Raw genomic sequence first — 17292 nt, 5'->3', positions numbered from 1 at the left:
TTGGCGAAATAGAGACTTTACCGGTTAAGAAAGCGCTGACAGAGTGCCGAATCAGCCAACCCACCAACCCGCACGTGCTCTTCCGTCCCTGGAACGTCCCTAGAACGGAGCTGATGCACATGAACCGCCGTCACATCCTCGCCATGGTCGCGGGAGCCGCCCTGCTGGTCCCCGGCTGCACGGGTACCGGAGGCACCTCGAAGGGCGCCGACGCCAAGGCGCCCGACGACCCGTCGAAGGTCACCGGAACCATCAAGGTCCTCACCCAGCGCACCGATCTCGTCACCGACGGCACGATGAAGAAGTACGCCGCCGAGTTCAACAAGACGTATCCGAAGGTCAAGGTCGAGTTCGAGGCCCTCACGAACTACGAGACCGAAGTCAAGATCCGTATGAACACGGAGAACTACGGCGATGTGCTGATGATCCCCGCGGTCATCAAGAAGGACGACTACCCGAGGTTCTTCGCCTCGCTCGGCACCGAGGCGGAACGCAGCAAGAAGTACCTGTTCACCGACTACACCACCGTCGGCGGCAAGGTCTACGGCCAGAGCCCGATCGGCGTGATCCCCGGCTTCCTCTACAACAAGAAGGTCTGGCAGGAGGCCGGCGTCACCGAATGGCCCACCACCCCGGCCGAGTTCCTGACCGGCCTCAAGGCGATCAAGTCCAAGACGGACGCGGTGCCGTACTACACCAACTTCGCCGCCCAGTGGCCGCTGTCGCAGTGGACGTCCGTCAACGGCTCGGTCAGCTGCGACGCCCAGGCCTCGACGAAGCTCGCCGAGGGCGACCCGTGGGCCGAGGGCGCCGACCTGCGCGTCGGCGACAAACTCCTGTACGACACCGTGCGCCAGAAGCTGATCGAGAAGGACCCGACCACCACCAACTGGGAGGAGTCCAAGCCCCGGCTGGCGAAGGGCGAGCTCGCCACGCAGTGGCTCGGCACCTGGGCGATCATCCAGTTCCAGGACGCCGCCCGGCAGGCCGGGGCCAGCCCCGACGACATCGGGTTCATGCCCTTCCCGTCCCAGGTGGACGGCAAGTTCTGCGCGGTGATCGCACCCGACTACAACCAGGCCGTCAACGTCCACTCCAAGAACAAGCCGGCCGCCCGCGCCTGGATCGACTGGTTCACCGACAAGTCCGGCTACGACAAGGACAACCTGGCCATCTCGCCCCTCAAGGACGCACCGCTGCCCGAGGTGCTGAAGCCGTACGAGGACGAGGGCGTGAAGCTCATCGAGCTGGACGACAGCGCGGGAGCCCGGGTCAAGCAGATCGACAACCAGTCCGAAGTCGGCATCTACGCCCCCGAGTACCGCCAGAACCTCGTGGACCTCGCCCGCGGCGCCAAGAAGGGCAGCCTGGACGACTTCTTCGCCGATCTCAGCAAGCGCTGGACCGAGACGCAGCGGACGCTGGGGTCCTGATGACGGACACCACCGAGAAGGCGGCCGTGAAGGCCGCCCCGGGGGCGGCCCACGCCGCCCCCGCCCCGGCCCCCGCACCACGCAGGGCGCGCGTGTGGCGCGGAGTGACGCCCTGGCTCTTCCTGATCGCCCCGATCGCCCTGCTGGTCACCTTCACCTACGCGCCGATCGCCAACATGGTCGCGTACAGCTTCACCGACTGGGACGGCGTGAGCCCCGAACTGCGCTACACGGGCACCGACAACTACACGGAGATCTTCACCAGGGAGGACCTCTTCCGGGTCTTCTTCGTCAGCGGCTACTACCTCGCCGCCTCCGCCGTCCAGATCGTCGCCGCGCTCTACTTCGCGACGATCCTCAGCTTCAACGTCCGCTTCCGGAACTTCTTCAAGGGCGTGCTCTTCTTCCCGTACCTGATCAACGGGGTCGCGATTGGTTTCGTCTTCCTCTACTTCTTCCAGGACGGCGGCACCCTCGACTCGGTCCTGTCCCTCTTCGGCCACGACACGGACCACGCCTGGCTCGGCACGCCGGTCTCCGCCAACACCTCCCTGGCCGGCGTCTCCATCTGGCGCTACCTGGGCCTGAACTTCGTGCTGTTCCTCGGCGCGATCCAGTCCGTCCCCGGGGAGCTCTACGAGGCGGCCGAACTGGACGGCGCGAACCGCTGGCACCAGTTCCGCTACATCATCGCGCCCGGCATCAAGCCGGTCCTCACCCTGATGGTGATCCTGTCCATCTCCGGCTCGCTGTCGGCCTTCGAGATCCCGTACATCATGACCGGCGGGGCGACCGGCACCGAGACCTTCGTGATCCAGACGCTGAACCTGGCCTTCCGCTTCAACAAGACAGGGCTCGCCTCGGCAGCCGCGGTCGTGCTGCTGCTGATCATCCTGCTGGTGACCTGGGTGCAGCGCCGCCTCGTCCCCGACGACAGGGTGGACCTCGCATGACGCGCCGCAGTGTGGCCCGCACGCTCGTGTACCTCTCGCTGATCGCCGCCACGGCGGTCGTCCTGCTCCCGCTCGGCGTGGTGCTGCTGACCTCCCTCAAGTCCTCGAAGGAGATGGCGAACGGCAGCGGCGCGCTCTCGCTGCCCGACAGCCTGTTCAACTTCCACAACTACGTGACGGCCTTCCAGGACGGCCACATGCTCACGGCGTTCACCAACACGGCGATCATCCTGATCGTCGCCATCGGGGGCACGGTCCTCATCGGCTCGATGACCGCCTACGCCATCGACCGCTTCACCTTCCGCTTCAAGAAGCTGGTGGTCGCGCTCTTCCTGATCGCCGCGCTGGTCCCCGGGGTGACCACCCAGGTGGCGACCTTCCAGATCGTCAACAGCTTCGGCATGTTCGACTCCCTGTGGGCGCCGATCGCGCTCTACATGGGTACGGACATCGTCTCGATCTACATCTTCCTGCAGTTCGTACGATCCATCCCGATCTCCCTCGACGAATCGGCCCGCCTGGAGGGCGCCAACGCCTTCACGATCTACCGGAAGATCATCTTCCCGCTGCTCAGGCCCGCGATCGCGACGGTCGTCATCGTGAAGGGGATCACCGTCTACAACGACTTCTACATCCCCTTCCTCTATATGCCCTCCGAAGATCTTGGCGTGATCTCGACGTCGCTGTTCCGCTTCCGCGGCCCCTACGGCGCCCACTGGGAGGTGATATCGGCGGGAGCGGTCCTGGTGATCCTGCCGACCCTGATCGTCTTCCTGAGCCTGCAGAGGTTCATCTACAACGGCTTCATGCGAGGTGCGACCAGGTGAGGCGCTCTCCAGGGACAGCCCACGGCGGCTACGCGGACAACGCGGCCACAAGCACCGGCGTCACCTGCTCGACCTGCCAGGCCCGCGCCCCGAACCCCGTGAGCGCAGTCGCCACGGACTCGGCGCTGACAACCGCCGGCGGCTCCCAGCAGACGCGCCGGACCGTGTCCGGCGTGATCAGATTCTCCTGCGGCATGTTGAGCGCCTCGGCGAGCGCGGACACCGCGGCGCGCGCCGCCGACAGCCGCGCGGCAGCCTCCGGATCCTTGTCGGCCCAGGCCCGCGGCGGCGGCGGCCCCGTCACGGCCTGCCCCGGCTGCGGCAACTGCGCGTCGGGAAGGGACTTGGCCCGGTCCACCGCGGCCTGCCACTGCTCCAGCTGCCGCCGTCCCATCCGATGCCCGAACCCGTTCAGGGCGGCGAGCGCCTGCGCGTCGGCCGGAAGGGAGAGCGCGGCCTCCACGATGGCCGCGTCGCCGAGCACCTTGCCCGGCGACACGTCCCGCCGCTGGGCGATCCGGTCCCGGGTCTGCCACAGCTCCCGGACGACGGCCAGCTGCCGCCGCCGGCGCACCTTGTGCATGCCGGACGTCCGCCGCCACGGGTCCTTGCGGGGCTCCGGCGGCGGGGCCGAGGCGATCGCGTCGAACTCCTGGCGGGCCCACTCCAGCTTGCCCTGCCGGTCGAGCTCCTTCTCCAGCGCGTCCCGCAGGTCGACGAGCAGTTCCACGTCCAGGGCGGCGTACCGCAGCCACGGCTCGGGGAGCGGGCGGGTGGACCAGTCGACGGCCGAGTGGCCCTTCTCCAGGACGAAGCCCAGGACGCCCTCGACCATCGCGCCGAGTCCCACCCGGGGGAACCCGGCGATCCGGCCGGCCAGCTCGGTGTCGAACAGCTCCGTGGGGACCATGCCTATTTCGCGGAGACACGGCAGGTCCTGGGTGGCCGCGTGCAGCACCCACTCGACGCCCGACAGGGCCTCGCCGAGACCGGAGAGGTCGGGACAGGCCACGGGGTCGATCAGGGCCGTTCCCGCGCCCTCGCGGCGCAGCTGCACGAGGTAGGCGCGCTGGCCGTAGCGGTAGCCGGACGCCCGCTCGGCGTCCACGGCGACGGGGCCGGAGCCGGCGGCGAAGGCGGCGATCACCTCGGCGAGCGCGTCGGCGTCGGCGACGACGGGCGGGATGCCTTCGCGCGGCTCGAGCAAAGGGATCGGCTCGGGACCCGGGTCAGGGCCCGGGTCGGGGTTCGGCGCCTCCGTAGCAGAAGATCCGCCGTCGTCCGGAGGGGCGCCTCCGGTGGTTCGCAGTGTGCTGTCTGCTGCGGTGTCTTGGGCGTCGGTCACATGTCAAGGGTATCTGTGTATGGACGGCGCCCCCCGACGGACCGTTCCGTCGACGGGCGCCTGAGGGTCGTAAACCAGTCAGCTCGGTGAAAGATCCGGTTCACGACGGGTGGGTGGGTGGCAGCGGATCGGCGGTCGATCCGGTTCACGGCTGTGAAGGGCGGGGGTCAGTGGATGATGCCGGTCCGCAGGGCCACGGCGACCATGCCGGCGCGGTCTCCGGTGCCGAGCTTGCGGGCGATGCGGGCGAGGTGGCTCTTGACGGTCAGGGCGGACAGGCCCATCGAGACGCCGATCGCCTTGTTGGACTGGCCCTCCGCGACCAGTCGCAGCACCTCGACCTCGCGGCCGGACAATTCGCGGTAGCCACCCGGGTGACTCGGGGCACCCGGGGGGCGGCGGTGCATACGGGCGGCGGCGGATCCGATGGGGGCGACACCCGGCCGGGTGGGGAGCCCGACATTGGTGCGGGTGCCGGTGACGACGTAGCCCTTGACGCCGCCGGCCAGGGCGTTGCGTACGGCGCCGATGTCGTCGGCGGCGGAGAGGGCGAGGCCGTTGGGCCAGCCCGCGGCGCGGGTCTCCGACAGGAGGGTGAGGCCGGAGCCGTCGGGCAGGTGGACGTCGGCGACGCAGATGTCGCGGGGGTTGCCGATGCGGGGACGAGCCTCCGCGATGGACGAGGCCTCGATGACGTCGCGCACACCGAGCGCCCACAGGTGGCGGGTGACGGTGGAGCGGACGCGCGGGTCGGCCACGACGACCATGGCGGTCGGCTTGTTCGGGCGGTAGGCGACCAGGCTTGCGGGCTGCTCGAGGAGAACGGACACCAGGCCTCCTGGGTGGGGGACGGGGCAGGTCACAGTCGTCTTCGGCATCAAACCCGTTTGCCTTTAGAGAATGATCACGATCTAGTGAGTAACAATCCGTGCAATTCGGACACGCGATCGATCATTCGAAGATCGAACGGCTTCGGTCTGTGTCGATACGCGGTCGAAAGTGGCCGTATCGACAAAGTGATTACCAAAAATGCGCCGACGATCCGCCGACGGATACGAGAACGGGTACAGGGCTGGGCTACGGGTCTGGGCTACGGGCCCGGGTCAGGGGTCGGGGTCCGGAGGGGTCAGCGCGACTGCGGGCCGCGCCGCTGCGGCAGTGTGACCACCGACGCGTCGCCCGGCCCGGCCGGCGGCAGGCCCGCGATCTGGGCGAGCAGGTCGCACCAGGAGGCCAGGTGCCCCCCCGTGTCCGGAACGCCGCCCAGGCCCTCGCGGGGCGTCCAGGAGGCGCGGATCTCGATCTGGGAGGCGGACGGCCGTTCGGACAGGCCGCCGAAGTAGTGGGAGCTCGCGCGGGTGACGGTGCCGCTCGGCTCGCCGAACGCCAGGCCGCGCGCCGTGAGCGCACCGGTGAGCCAGGACCAGCACACGTCGGGCAGCAGCGGATCGGCCGCCATCTCCGGCTCCAGCTCCGCACGCACCAGCGTCACCAGCCGGAAGGTGCCCCGCCACGCGTCGTGCCCGGCCGGGTCGTGCAGCAGCACCAGCCGGCCGTCGGCCAGGTCCTCCTCGCCGTCGACGACCGCCGCCTCCAGGGCGTACGCGTAGGGTGCGAGCCGCTGCGGTGCGCGCGTCGCCTCGACCTCGACCTGTGGCCGCAGTCGGGCGGCCCTGAGCGCGTCGACGGCCGCCCGGAAGGGCAGCGGATCCGTCCCGCTCGTATGCAGGTCGTCCTCCTTCGCGTCGTCCATTCCGTCAGCGCCGTCCGACAGTCGTCCCTGAGCCGCAGCCATGCGGGGAAGATTAAGGGGAACGGGGGCCTCGTGCAGGGAGGACACCCTGTTGTCCGGTGTCGGGGTTGCCGTCCGGGGCCCCTGCGGTGCCGTGCGAGACTTGCCCCGTGAGTGCCAACGAGAGCCCCGCCACGCCGCAGCAGCCGACAGCCACGTACGAGTCCGCCTTCCTCAAGGCCTGCCGGCGCGAGCCCGTACCCCACACCCCCGTGTGGTTCATGCGGCAGGCCGGGCGCTCCCTGCCGGAGTACCGCAAGGTCCGCGAGGGCATCGGGATGCTCGAGTCCTGCATGCGGCCCGAACTGGTCACCGAGATCACCCTCCAGCCGGTGCGGCGGCACAACGTGGACGCGGCGATCTACTTCAGCGACATCGTCGTCCCGCTCAAGGCCATCGGCATCGACCTCGACATCAAGCCCGGCGTCGGCCCGGTCGTCGAGCGCCCGATCCGCACCCGCGAGGACCTCGCCCAGCTGCGTGACCTGACCCCCGAGGACGTCTCGTACGTCACCGAGGCGATCGGCCTGCTGACCCGCGAGCTCGGCGCCACCCCGCTCATCGGATTCGCCGGCGCGCCCTTCACCCTCGCGAGCTACCTCGTCGAGGGCGGCCCGTCGCGCACGTACGAGAACGCCAAGGCGATGATGTACGGCGACCCCGAGCTGTGGGCCGACCTGCTGGACCGCCTCGCGGACATCACGGCCGCCTTCCTCAAGGTGCAGATCGAGGCCGGCGCCTCGGCCGTCCAGCTCTTCGACTCCTGGGCCGGCGCGCTGGCCCCCGCGGACTACCGCCACTCGGTGCTGCCCGCCTCCGCCAAGGTGTTCCGGGCGGTCGAGGGGTACGGCGTCCCGCGCATCCACTTCGGTGTCGGCACCGGCGAACTGCTCAGGCTCATGGGCGAGGCCGGCGCGGATGTCGTCGGCGTCGACTGGCGCGTCCCGCTCGACGAGGCCGTCCGCCGGATCGGCCCCGGCAAGGCGCTCCAGGGCAACCTCGACCCGACCGTCCTGTTCGCCGGCACCGAGGCCGTCGAAACCAAGACCCGCGAGGTCCTGGACGCGGCGGCCGGTCTCGAGGGCCATGTCTTCAACCTCGGGCACGGCGTCATGCCGTCCACCGACCCGGACGCGCTGACCCGCCTCGTCGAGTACGTCCACACGCAGACCGCCCGCTGAACCGGCCCGGTCTCACCAGGTGTGCCGGGGCCGTGCCCGCCTGCCGAAGAGCAGACCGCGCGGTTCCGGTGGCGGGGGCGTGCCCGGCTTGAGCGGCCAGGCGAGCAGCATGCCCGCGAGGAAGCCGACGATGTGCGCCGCGTACGCCACCGTCCCGGCGGCGGACACCCCCTCGCCGGACGAGTACACGGCCTGCAGCACGAACCAGAACCCCAGCACCAGCCACGCCGGCAGCCTGAGCGGCAGGAAGACCAGGAACGGGACGAGCACCCACACCCTGGCCTTCGGGTACAGCACGAGATAGGCGCCCAGGACCCCGGCGATCGCCCCCGAAGCGCCGATCAGCGGGTCGGCCGAGTCGGCGTTGAGGAGCGCGAAGCCGTACGACGCCGCGTAGCCGCACACGACGTAGAAGAGCGCGAACCGCACGTGCCCCATGCGGTCCTCGATGTTGTTGCCGAAGATCAGCAGGAAGAGCATGTTGCCCAGCAGGTGCAGCCAGCCGCCGTGCAGGAACATCGCCGTCAGGACGGACAGCTCGGGGGACTTGTCGTAACTGGGCGGGCCCACCACGCAGCCCGCGCCCTGCGGGCCCACGCCGACGTCGCCCGTCGGCACCACCCGCGGCAGCTGATGGTGGATCAACTCCTGTGGCACCGCCGCGTAATGATCCAGGAACGCCTGGAGGTGGCACAGCTGGGCCAGGCTGCCGTCCCCGGCCACGGAACCGGCGAGGCCCGGCATGAACAGGAACACGAGGACGCTCGCGGCGATCAGCGCATACGTCACCACGGGGGTGCGACGCGCAGGGTTCACGTCATGGACGGGGATGACCACAAGGAAGTAGTGCCCCCGATGCGGACGGCGAACCGGTGAACGCCGCCCACCGCGGGTGCGTATGTCTCCACAACCGCCCGCGGCACGGGGAAGGCGCTCGCGGGGACGACGTGAGGAACAGGCGATGAACGACCGAGTTACTCCTCCGATGCACGCCCTGCCGGACGGCGAGGCCGAGATCTCCCTGGTGGTGCGCCTGCCGTGGGAGGACGTGGCCCGGCTCGGCCAGGAGGCCGGCCGGCTGGCCTCCCAGATGCAGCGACCGGTGACCCTGGACGAGGCGGTGAGCAACCGGCTGCGGTCCGCACGGGCCGCCGCGCACGCGAGGCCGGCGGGGGAGCAGCCCGCGGCCGTGACGAGTACGAGTGCGTCCGTGTCGTCGTTGCCGCCGCGGCCGCCGGCCGATCAGGCCCGGCAGGCCATCGAGCGGATCAACGGGTCGGCGTAAAGGTCCCGCGGGCAGCAGTACTTCAGGAGGCCCGCACTTTCACCACGGCCTTGCGGGCCGCAACCAGCACCGGGTCCCACACCGGCGAGAACGGCGGCGCATAGCCCAGGTCCAGGGCCGTCATCTGTTCCACCGTCATACCGGCCGTCAGGGCCACCGCGGCGATGTCGACCCGCTTGCCCGCCCCCTCCCTGCCCACGATCTGCACGCCGAGCAGCCGCCCCGTGCGGCGCTCGGCGAGCATCTTCACCGTCATGGAGGAGGCACCCGGGTAGTAGCCCGCGCGGCTGGTCGACTCCACGGTGACCGACACGAACTGCAGACCCACCCTGCGCGCGTCCTTCTCGCGCAGGCCGGTGCGGGCGATCTCCAGGTCGCAGACCCTGCTGACCGCCGTGCCGACGACGCCGGGGAAGGTGGCGTAGCCGCCGCCGGCGTTGGTGCCGATGACCTGGCCGTGCTTGTTGGCGTGGGTGCCCAGGGCGATGTGCCGTTCCTGGCCGGAGACCAGGTCGAGGACCTCGACGCAGTCGCCGCCGGCCCAGATGTTCTCGTGCCCGCGCACCCGCATCGCCAGGTCGGTCAGCAGCCCGTTGTGCGTCCCGAGCGGCAGCCCGGCGGCCTTCGCGAGCTCCGTCTCGGGGCGTACGCCGATGCCGAGCACGACCACGTCCGCCGGGTACTCGGCGTCGTCCGTGACCACCGCCCGCACGCGACCGTCGTCACCCGTCAGCAGCTTGGTCACCGCGGCGTCGTTGACCATGGTGATGCCCATGCCCTCCATCGCCTCGTGCACCAGGCGGCCCATGTCCGGGTCGAGCGTGGACATCGGCTCCTTGCCACGGTTGACGACCGTCACCTCGTAGCCGCGGTTGATGAGCGCCTCGGCCATCTCGACGCCGATGTAACCCGCGCCGACGACCACCGCGCGTCGGCCACGCGTGCGTGCCAGCGTGTCCAGGAGCGCCTGCCCGTCGTCGAGGGTCTGGACGCCGTGGACACCGGGCGCGTCGGTGCCCGGCATGTCCGGGCGGATCGGGCGGGCGCCGGTCGCGATCACGAGTTTGTCGTACGAGGTCCAGGACTCGGCCCCGGAATCAAGGTCACGCGCGCGTACCCGCCGCCGCTCGACGTCGATCTCCGTGACCTCGGTGCGCATCCGCAGGTCGATGTCGCGGGCCCGGTGCTCCTCGGGCGTGCGGGCGATCAGGCGGTCCCGCTCGGTGACGTCGCCGCCCACCCAGTACGGAATGCCGCACGCCGAGTAGGACGTTATGGCCCCGCGCTCGTCGCCCACTATCTCCACCTGGTCGGGGCCCTAATTGCGACGGGCCTGGGCCGCCGCGGACATGCCCGCGGCGTCGCCGCCGATCACCACCAGACGCTCGGCCGCACGGCCCGTCCCACCGCTCGCTGTGCTCATGCTCATGCGAACACGCTACGTGCGCAGGGCATTTCAGTGCCCCTCAGCTCTCCTCGGACCGGATCAGTCCTCCTCGCCGCCCTCCCGAGGGCGGGTGGGCTCCGGCGCGGTCCTGGCCGTCGGCAGTGGGCCCACCGAGGGCATGGCGGGCACCGTGGCCGGCCGACGCCGCAGACGGGGCCGTACGAGACGCAGCCACACGAGGACGAGCAGCACGGTGACCGCCACGAACGGAAGCACCGCGGCGATCGCCACCACGATCCAGCGCAGCATCGTGACGAACGCGTCCCAGCCGCCCGTCAGCGCGTCGACGACCCCGGGATCCTCGTCCTCCTTCGCGGCCTTCTCCACCGGCGTCTCGGACAGGTTCAGGGTGATGGTGGCCAGGCCGGCACGGTCCTTGAGGGACGCCTGCCTTGCGAGCAGCGACTCCAGGTCGGCCTGGCGGGTGCTCAGCTCGCCCTCCAGCGTCACCACGTCGCTCAGCCGGGTGGCCCGGTCCATCAGCTCGCGGATCCGCGCCACGCTCGCGCGCTGCGAGGTGATGCGGCTCTGCACGTCGACGACCTGGTCGGTGACGTCCTGCGCCTTCGCCGTGCGTTCCAGCAGCTTGCCCGAACCCTCCAGGTCGGCGAGGACCTCCTCATACCTGTCGACCGGCACGCGCAGCACCACATGTGTCTGCTCGTTGCCCTCCTCGTCCCGGGAAGTGGTCTCGTTGCCGACGTAACCGCCCGCGTTCTCGGTGGTGGTGCGGGCCTCGTCGAGGGACTTCGGCACGTCCTTCACCTGCACGGTCAGAGAGGCGGTGCGGATGATGTGGTTCGTGGAGATCTTGGGCGGGGCGGTCGCCTTGGCGCCGCCCGCGTCGCTGTCGCCGCGCGCGCTGTCCGCGGCGGCGCCAGGGGCGTCCGCCTTCGCGTCGCTCTGCGCGGCGGCCTCGTCCTTGGTCGTGCCGGCACCGGAATCGCTGGAGTCGGCACCGCCGCAGCCGGTCAGCACCAGGCCCGCGGCCAGCAGGATCCCGGCCAGGGCCTGGACGGGTCGTACGGAACGTCGTGTGTGCATCTGGGCTACCCCCGGGGTTGTGACGACTGACGTTCCTTCGACGCCGGACCCGGCCCGAACGTTGGCGGGAAACGGTCCCGATGCGGTCACGGTGGGGACTCGTGAAGGACACCGGGTCGCCGTCGGCGTGTCAGTGCGGTCTGAGAAAGTGGGCACATGAGCACAACGGGCACGGGTACCGGGCATGTCGTCGTCATCGGAGCCGGAATCGCGGGGCTGGCCGCGGCCCACCGGCTGTTGCTGCGCGGCGCGCGCGTGACCGTGCTGGAGGCGTCCGACCGGGTCGGCGGCAAGCTGCTGCCCGGCGAGGTCGCGGGCGCCCGCGTCGACCTCGGCGCCGAGTCGATGCTCGCCCGCCGCCCCGAGGCCGTCGCCCTCGCCCGCGAGATCGGCCTCACCGACCGCCTCCAGCCGCCCGCCACCGCGACCGCCTCCCTGTGGACCCGCGGCGCCCTGCGCCCCATGCCCAAGGGACACGTCATGGGCGTCCCCGGCACCGCCGCCACCCTGACCGGCGTGCTGTCCGACGAGGGCCTCGCGCGCATCGAGCGCGACGCCGACCTGCCCCGCACGGAGGTCGGCGACGACGTGGCGGTCGGGGAGTACGTGGCGGCGCGGCTGGGCCGCGAGGTCGTCGACCGCCTCGTCGAGCCGCTGCTCGGCGGGGTCTACGCGGGCGACGCGTACCGCATCTCGATGCGCTCGGCGGTCCCGCAGCTCTTCCAGGCCGCGCAGACGCACGACTCCCTGACGGAGGCGGTCCGCGAGATCCAGGCCAAGGCCGCCGCGAACCAGCAGACCGGCCCGGTGTTCATGGGCATCGAGGGGGGAGTGGGGAGCCTGCCGCTCGCTGTGGCGGAGTCGGTGCGCGAGCGAGGCGGCGAGATCCTGACCGGGATGCCGGTGCAGGAACTGCGCAGGGTGGGGCAGCCCGGGTCGCAAGGCGCGGGCGAGCCGCGAGCCTTCGGCCGCGGCCGCTCGGCGGACGGCGGGGCCGGTGCCGCGCACGCGGGAGACGAGCCGACGGGCCATGCGGCCGGACCGCACCCTGCCGACGGTCCGCTCTCACAGCCCTCCGCGACCTGGCGTGTCCTCGCCGGTGACCGTGCGCTGTACGCGGACGCCGTCGTCATCGCCGTGCCCGCCCCGGCCGCAGGCGCGCTCCTGCGCACCGAGTCCCCCGCGGCCGCCGCCGAGCTCACCGCCGTCGAGTACGCCTCCATGGCGCTGGTCACCCTCGCCTACCGCCGCTCCGGCAGCACCCTGCCCGAAGGCAGCGGCTTCCTGGTGCCGCCCGTGGACGGGCGCACCATCAAGGCGTCGACCTTCGCCTCCCAGAAGTGGGGCTGGATCGCCGACGAGAACCCGGACCTGCTCGTCCTGCGCACCTCCGTCGGGAGGTACGGCGAGACGGAGATCCTCCAGCGTGAGGACACCGACCTGGTCGAGGTCTCGCGGCAGGACCTGCGAGCGGCCACCGGACTGGACGCCACCCCCGTCGCCACCCGCGTCACCCGATGGAACGACGGCCTGCCGCAGTATCCCGTCGGCCACCACGCGCGCGTGGCCCGCATCCGCGAGCACGTCGGCAAGCTCCCGGGCCTCGCGGTGTGCGGCGCGGTGTACGACGGTGTCGGCATCCCGGCGTGCATCGCGAGCGCCTACGCCGCCGTCGACCAGATCCAGGGTGACCTGCGAGGTGTGCAGGAGCTCACCGCCAACCCGGTGCAGAGTCTGCACGGAGGAGCGGGAGAATAAGGACCATGAGTGACGACGCCCCCACCACCGACTCGGCCAGGATCCCGAACAAGGGCAAGCTGGCCAAGGACCTGAACGAGGTCATCCGCTACACGCTGTGGTCCGTCTTCAAGCTGAAGGACGTGCTCCCCGAGGACCGCGCGGGCTACGCCGACGAGGTCCAGGAGCTGTTCGACCAGCTCGCCGCCAAGGACGTGACGATCCGCGGCACCTACGACGTCTCGGGCCTGCGCGCCGACGCCGACCTCATGATCTGGTGGCACGCGGAGACCAGCGACCAGCTCCAGGAGGCGTACAACCTCTTCCGCCGCACCAGGCTGGGCCGCGCGCTGGAGCCGGTGTGGTCGAACATGGCGCTGCACCGCCCCGCCGAGTTCAACCGCTCGCACATCCCGGCGTTCCTCGCCGACGAGACGCCGCGCAACTACATCAGCGTCTACCCGTTCGTGCGCTCGTACGACTGGTACCTGCTGCCCGACGAGGACCGCCGCCGCATGCTCGCCGACCACGGCAAGATGGCCCGTGGTTACCCGGACGTGCGCGCCAACACGGTCGCCTCGTTCTCCCTCGGCGACTACGAGTGGCTCCTGGCCTTCGAGGCCGACGAGCTGTACCGCATCGTCGACCTCATGCGCCACCTGCGCGCCTCCGAGGCGCGGATGCACGTCCGCGAGGAGGTGCCGTTCTACACGGGCCGTCGCAAGGACATCGGCGAGCTGGTCGCCGGCCTCGCCTGATCGGTGCGACGGCTTGGCGCTCAGCGTGAGGCGGGCTCGGCGGCCGGCACCTTTCGGGCGCCGGCCGCCGTCGGCCTCGGTTCCGGACGGGGTCCGCAGGCCGCGCGCCGCGCCGGGAGCCGGCCCTCCAGCAGATACGCGTCCACATGGCCGTTGACGCAGGGGTTCGGCCCGCCCGCGACGCCGTGCGTACCGGCGTCCCGCTCGGTCACCAGGACCGAGCCCGACAGCCGCCGGTGCAACTCCACGGCGCCGCCGTACGGCGTGGCCGCGTCCCGCTCGGCGGCCAGGATCAGTGTCGGCGGCAGCTCACCCGGCCCGGTCCGCACGTCGAGGGGCCGCTGCCGGGGCGCCGGCCAATAGGCGCACGGCAGGTTCATCCACACGTTGTCCCAGGTCTCGAACGGCGCCACGCGCGCGAGCCGCGTGTTGTCCCGGTCCCACACCCGCCACTCGGTCGGCCAGCGCGCGTCGTTGCACTCGACGGCCGTGTAGACCGCCTTCGAGTTCTCCGCCTCGGCCGCCGCCGCCGGACGCGGACCGGCCTGCTGGATCAGCGGCTTCGGGTCGCCCTTCAGGTAGGCCGACAGCGCCTGCGCGCGGCGCGGCCAGTAGTCGTCGTAGTACCCGGCCGACAGGAACGCCCCCTGCAGCTGCCCCGGCCCGACCTTGCCGCCCGCCGGCTTCGCGGCCAGCCGCGCCCGCGCCTTCTCGTAACTGCGCAGCACCTCCTCGGAGGTGTCGCCGAGCCCGTACACGTCGTCGTGCTTGGCGATCCACTCCCGCAGGTCCTCCCAGCGCCCCTCGAACGCGGCCGACTGGTCGAGGTTGTTGCGGTACCAGATCTGCTCGGGGTCCGGGTTCACCGCCGAGTCGAACACCATCCGCCGTACGTGCGAGGGGAACAGCGTCGCGTACAGCGCCCCGAAGTAGGTGCCGTACGACGCGCCCATGAACGTCAGCTTCTCCTCGCCCAGCGCGGCCCGCAGCACGTCCAGGTCACGGGCGTTGTTGAGGGAGGTGTAGTGCCGAAGTGAGTCGCCCGCCCGCTCGGCGCAGCCGCGCGCGTACGCCTTCGCCTGCGCGATGCGCTCCCTCTTGTACGACTCCGAGGGGTGCGTCGGCGCCTGCGAGGGCGCCTTGAAGAACGTCCCCGGGTCCTTGCACGACAGCGGCGCGGAACGGCCCACCCCGCGCGGGGCGTAGCCGACGAAGTCGTACACCGCCGCGAGCCGCTTCCACTCGGGGAGCACGCCGATCAGGGGGAAGGCCATGCCGGAGGCGCCCGGCCCGCCCGGGTTGTAGACGAGGGCGCCCTGCCTGGGTAGCAGGCGTTTGCTGTTGTGCGGATCCTTCTGGGTGGCCGGGGCCCGGCTGACGGTCAGTCTGATCTGCTTGCCGTCGGGACGCGCGTAGTCGAGCGGGACGGACACCGTGCCGCACCGCATGCCGTCGGGCAGGTTCTCCGCCTCGGGGCAGGTACCGAAGTCGATGCCCGCGACCCGGGCCCGTGCGGCGGCCACCGCGGTCCCGCGCACCTCGGCCGCGCCCGGCACGGTCCGGACGCTGTCGGCCGGCGCGGCGGCGAGCGTGGTCAGGAGCAAGGTCCCGGCGGCCGAGTAGAGGGCGGGGGCTCTCATCGCGTATCCCTTCGGTGCACAACAGCAACAAAAGGGATGTTTCGTTCGGTTGTCGGCGAAGGCAAGCACCGCCCGGCCGGTGTCGGGCCCAATGCCTCCGTGCGCCCCCTCGGAACGGGCTATGCGCGCCAGTGGTGCTGCTCGCCGTGAGCGAAGGCGGCGCGCAGGTCCGGTTCGCCGATCGCGCGGATGCCGTGGACGGCGACGGAGGTGAGATCCGTACGGTCGTCCCCGCGGGTGCGCCTGGTCAGCGCGCCGAGGAGGCGCTGGCCGGCCGGGGAGGCCCAGCGCGAGTAGGGGTGGACCTCGATCCGCGCGATGGCGAGGCAGCTGAGGGTGAGGGCGAGAGGGAGCCCGAACCAGAGGGCGACCAGGTGCCGCGGCATGTCCGACTGAGCCGGCGTCAACAGCGCGGTCGCGCCCAACGCGACGACGGCCACCGCGGCCAGCCGTACCTGACGGACCCCCGCCGCGACCCCCGCCCGGGCGCCGTCGGGCACGGCGAGCCCCGCGCTGACCAGCCGGTCGGCGACGCCGCGTACCGCGTCCGTGGCGGCGGCGGTGGCGCGTACCGGCGCGAGGAGCGACTGCCCCTCCGGCCCGATCGCCCCTATCACCGACCGCTCGATGTCGTCCCGCCCGCGCGGGTCGACGACGGTCGCCCAGCCGGTGTGCGCGAGCAGCAGCCGCCGCTGGCGTGCCATGGAGACGAGGGTCAGATCGGCGACCCGCCGCGGACCGCCGGACAGGAACGCGGCCTCGTACAGCGTCAGATCGTGTGCCCGGCCCGTGTCCGCGTCGACGGCCGCCGCGTGTACGGCGGCCAGGCACAGTCGCGTACACGCCGTGCCGGCGGCGGCCCAGGCCAGCAGCAGAAGAAGGACCCAGAACATGTGGATTTTCTATGCGACCGGCTCCGGGTAGCGCCATGCCTTATTCACCATGCGGACCGAGCGTTGCCGGTATGTGATGTTCCGGGGGATGTGCGGTCACTGATCCACGGAAGGCGGGGGGCTGGTGGCGGGCGGGGGGAGCGCATAACTCGGGGAGGCCGGTGGGGTCACCGGGATCGCCGGGCTCGGTTCGGCCGTCGGGCCGGGTGGGGCCGGTGAGTTGGTGAGCGGAGGAGCGGCTCCGGCGGCCATGTCCTGGGCGAGGGCGTCGAAGTCGACGTAACCGGTGGCCTCGAGGACCTTGATGTGGTCCAGCACGGTCGTGTTCGCGTCGTCGGCGAGGGCGCGGACGAGGGAGTTGCGGGTGCTGGCGCGTACCTGGGCGACGACCGAGAACACCTTGCCGTGCGCCAGTCGCAGGATGTTGGCGAAGTCCCGGTCGTAGGCCACGCCCTGCGCCGCGGTCAGGGTCGTGAGCCACTGCCTCTGCTGCTCGTTGGGCTCGTTGGGCAGTTCGAGGCCGAGCTTGCCCGCGACGTCACGGACGCGTTCGTCCAGGAACATGTGCCCCTCGATGAGGTGCTGTCCCGCCGTCTTCACGGCCGGGGTGGTGCCCTTCTGCTGCGCCTGCTGTCCCGCGGGCAGCTCCCACAGGCCGGCCAGCCGGACCTTCGTGATGAACTCGCGGTCGAGAGCGGACAAGGGTCCGTACTTCGTCGACACGGTCTGGGCGTTCAGCACGTCCAGCCCCGTCCCGGAACGGTCGGCGTACGACCAGATCGGGAAGATCAGCGCCACGAGGGTCGCGGTCAGGCCGGTGATGATGAGCCCGGTGCCGGTGAAGATGCCTCTGCCGTTGACGGGGGGTCGGGGTCGCATGGTGCCTCCTGCTTGCGGCACCGCACGCTAGTGGGTTTCAGGTGCGGGGTTGACATGTTACTTCGGGGTCTACGTCAA

At 71.1% G+C, this 17292-nt stretch carries 15 protein-coding genes and 1 pseudogene; 7 read left to right on the top strand and 9 right to left on the bottom strand.

Annotation, left to right across the window (positions count from 1 at the left end; translation table 11 throughout):
• Positions 1 to 119 precede the first annotated feature (119 nt).
• From ACFWWR_RS03940 to ACFWWR_RS03930, 3 genes are read left to right on the top strand one after another with little or no spacing between them, the layout of a single operon-like run.
• A complete protein-coding gene (locus ACFWWR_RS03940; RefSeq protein ID WP_383857537.1) occupies positions 120 to 1433 on the top strand; it encodes an ABC transporter substrate-binding protein in 1314 nt (437 codons plus the stop codon).
• Positions 1433 to 2386 carry a carbohydrate ABC transporter permease gene (locus ACFWWR_RS03935; RefSeq protein WP_383857534.1) on the top strand — a complete coding sequence of 318 codons (954 nt, stop codon included), beginning with the start codon at positions 1433 to 1435 and terminating at the stop codon, positions 2384 to 2386. Before ACFWWR_RS03940 ends, ACFWWR_RS03935 begins: the two co-directional genes overlap by 1 nt.
• Positions 2383 to 3213, top strand: coding sequence for a carbohydrate ABC transporter permease (locus ACFWWR_RS03930; protein ID WP_383857531.1), 831 nt, complete (start codon positions 2383 to 2385; stop codon positions 3211 to 3213). The genes ACFWWR_RS03935 and ACFWWR_RS03930 overlap by 4 nt, the downstream gene beginning before the upstream one ends.
• Positions 3214 to 3241: 28 nt before the next feature.
• Here ACFWWR_RS03930 and ACFWWR_RS03925 read toward each other — a convergent pair whose 3' ends face one another.
• The 3 genes from ACFWWR_RS03925 to ACFWWR_RS03915 all read right to left on the bottom strand — a co-directional run bounded on the left by ACFWWR_RS03925 (position 3242) and on the right by ACFWWR_RS03915 (position 6353).
• A complete protein-coding gene (locus tag ACFWWR_RS03925) occupies positions 3242 to 4558 on the bottom strand; it encodes an HRDC domain-containing protein (RefSeq protein WP_383857528.1) in 1317 nt (438 codons plus the stop codon).
• Between the two features lie 167 nt (positions 4559 to 4725).
• Positions 4726 to 5388, bottom strand: coding sequence for a LuxR C-terminal-related transcriptional regulator (locus ACFWWR_RS03920; protein WP_383857525.1), 663 nt, complete (start codon positions 5386 to 5388; stop codon positions 4726 to 4728).
• A 296-nt stretch (positions 5389 to 5684) separates the two neighbouring features.
• Positions 5685 to 6353, bottom strand: coding sequence for a DUF3000 domain-containing protein (locus ACFWWR_RS03915; protein ID WP_384301803.1), 669 nt, complete (start codon positions 6351 to 6353; stop codon positions 5685 to 5687).
• A gap of 107 nt (positions 6354 to 6460) precedes the next feature.
• Between ACFWWR_RS03915 and hemE the strand changes: the two genes are divergently transcribed.
• Complete coding sequence (gene hemE / locus ACFWWR_RS03910) at positions 6461 to 7531, top strand: uroporphyrinogen decarboxylase (protein ID WP_384301801.1); 1071 nt, start codon at positions 6461 to 6463, stop codon at positions 7529 to 7531.
• Positions 7532 to 7543: 12 nt separating this feature from the next.
• Here the strand turns inward: hemE and ACFWWR_RS03905 are convergent, their stop codons facing one another.
• Entirely contained in the window at positions 7544 to 8368 is an 825-nt protein-coding gene (locus ACFWWR_RS03905) for a rhomboid family intramembrane serine protease (RefSeq protein WP_383857517.1), read from the bottom strand.
• Between the two features lie 124 nt (positions 8369 to 8492).
• Here ACFWWR_RS03905 and ACFWWR_RS03900 point away from each other — a divergent pair, with 124 nt between their 5' ends.
• Positions 8493 to 8816 (top strand): hypothetical protein, encoded by a 324-nt coding sequence (locus ACFWWR_RS03900; RefSeq protein ID WP_383857514.1) that lies wholly within the window; start codon positions 8493 to 8495, stop codon positions 8814 to 8816.
• 22 nt (positions 8817 to 8838) lie between these two features.
• Here ACFWWR_RS03900 and ACFWWR_RS03895 read toward each other — a convergent pair.
• Positions 8839 to 10245: pseudogene (locus ACFWWR_RS03895) on the bottom strand (FAD-dependent oxidoreductase).
• A gap of 57 nt (positions 10246 to 10302) precedes the next feature.
• Positions 10303 to 11307, bottom strand: a complete 1005-nt coding sequence (locus ACFWWR_RS03890) for a DUF4349 domain-containing protein (protein ID WP_384301799.1) — start codon at positions 11305 to 11307, stop codon at positions 10303 to 10305.
• A gap of 156 nt (positions 11308 to 11463) precedes the next feature.
• Here ACFWWR_RS03890 and hemG point away from each other — a divergent pair, with 156 nt between their 5' ends.
• Positions 11464 to 13065, top strand: coding sequence for a protoporphyrinogen oxidase (hemG, locus tag ACFWWR_RS03885; RefSeq protein WP_384301796.1), 1602 nt, complete (start codon positions 11464 to 11466; stop codon positions 13063 to 13065).
• A gap of 5 nt (positions 13066 to 13070) precedes the next feature.
• Positions 13071 to 13802 carry a hydrogen peroxide-dependent heme synthase gene (hemQ, locus tag ACFWWR_RS03880; RefSeq protein WP_383857502.1) on the top strand — a complete coding sequence of 244 codons (732 nt, stop codon included), beginning with the start codon at positions 13071 to 13073 and terminating at the stop codon, positions 13800 to 13802.
• Positions 13803 to 13822: 20 nt separating this feature from the next.
• On the opposite strand, the gene ACFWWR_RS03875 is transcribed toward hemQ, so the two are convergent.
• From ACFWWR_RS03875 to ACFWWR_RS03865, 3 genes are all read right to left on the bottom strand, one after another.
• The gene (locus ACFWWR_RS03875; RefSeq protein WP_384301794.1) at positions 13823 to 15442 is read right to left on the bottom strand and encodes an alpha/beta hydrolase; all 1620 of its coding nucleotides are present in this window, start codon (positions 15440 to 15442) and stop codon (positions 13823 to 13825) included.
• A 119-nt stretch (positions 15443 to 15561) separates the two neighbouring features.
• On the bottom strand, positions 15562 to 16335 hold the full coding sequence (locus ACFWWR_RS03870) for a TIGR04222 domain-containing membrane protein (RefSeq protein ID WP_384301792.1): 774 nt from the start codon (positions 16333 to 16335) through the stop codon (positions 15562 to 15564).
• Between the two features lie 96 nt (positions 16336 to 16431).
• On the bottom strand, positions 16432 to 17214 hold the full coding sequence (locus ACFWWR_RS03865; RefSeq protein ID WP_383857493.1) for a DUF4142 domain-containing protein: 783 nt from the start codon (positions 17212 to 17214) through the stop codon (positions 16432 to 16434).
• Positions 17215 to 17292: the final 78 nt, after the last annotated feature.

This window comes from Streptomyces sp. NPDC058678, assembly GCF_042714835.1.
Classification (GTDB): Bacteria; Actinomycetota; Actinomycetes; order Streptomycetales; family Streptomycetaceae; genus Streptomyces.
This window is presented reverse-complemented; position numbering and strand designations above follow the sequence as displayed.

Excerpts from the sequence above, each read along its gene's own strand:
- ACFWWR_RS03870 (WP_384301792.1), bottom strand. The coding sequence starts at position 16,335 with ATGTTCTGGGTCCTTCTTCTGCTGCTGGCCTGGGCCGCCGCCGGCACG.
- ACFWWR_RS03935 (WP_383857534.1), top strand. The coding sequence starts at position 1,433 with ATGACGGACACCACCGAGAAGGCGGCCGTGAAGGCCGCCCCGGGGGCG.
- hemG (WP_384301796.1), top strand. The coding sequence starts at position 11,464 with ATGAGCACAACGGGCACGGGTACCGGGCATGTCGTCGTCATCGGAGCC.
- hemQ (WP_383857502.1), top strand. The coding sequence starts at position 13,071 with ATGAGTGACGACGCCCCCACCACCGACTCGGCCAGGATCCCGAACAAG.
- ACFWWR_RS03940 (WP_383857537.1), top strand. The coding sequence starts at position 120 with ATGAACCGCCGTCACATCCTCGCCATGGTCGCGGGAGCCGCCCTGCTG.
- ACFWWR_RS03915 (WP_384301803.1), bottom strand. The coding sequence starts at position 6,353 with ATGGCTGCGGCTCAGGGACGACTGTCGGACGGCGCTGACGGAATGGAC.
- ACFWWR_RS03890 (WP_384301799.1), bottom strand. The coding sequence starts at position 11,307 with ATGCACACACGACGTTCCGTACGACCCGTCCAGGCCCTGGCCGGGATC.
- ACFWWR_RS03900 (WP_383857514.1), top strand. The coding sequence starts at position 8,493 with ATGAACGACCGAGTTACTCCTCCGATGCACGCCCTGCCGGACGGCGAG.
- ACFWWR_RS03930 (WP_383857531.1), top strand. The coding sequence starts at position 2,383 with ATGACGCGCCGCAGTGTGGCCCGCACGCTCGTGTACCTCTCGCTGATC.
- ACFWWR_RS03875 (WP_384301794.1), bottom strand. The coding sequence starts at position 15,442 with ATGAGAGCCCCCGCCCTCTACTCGGCCGCCGGGACCTTGCTCCTGACC.
- ACFWWR_RS03865 (WP_383857493.1), bottom strand. The coding sequence starts at position 17,214 with ATGCGACCCCGACCCCCCGTCAACGGCAGAGGCATCTTCACCGGCACC.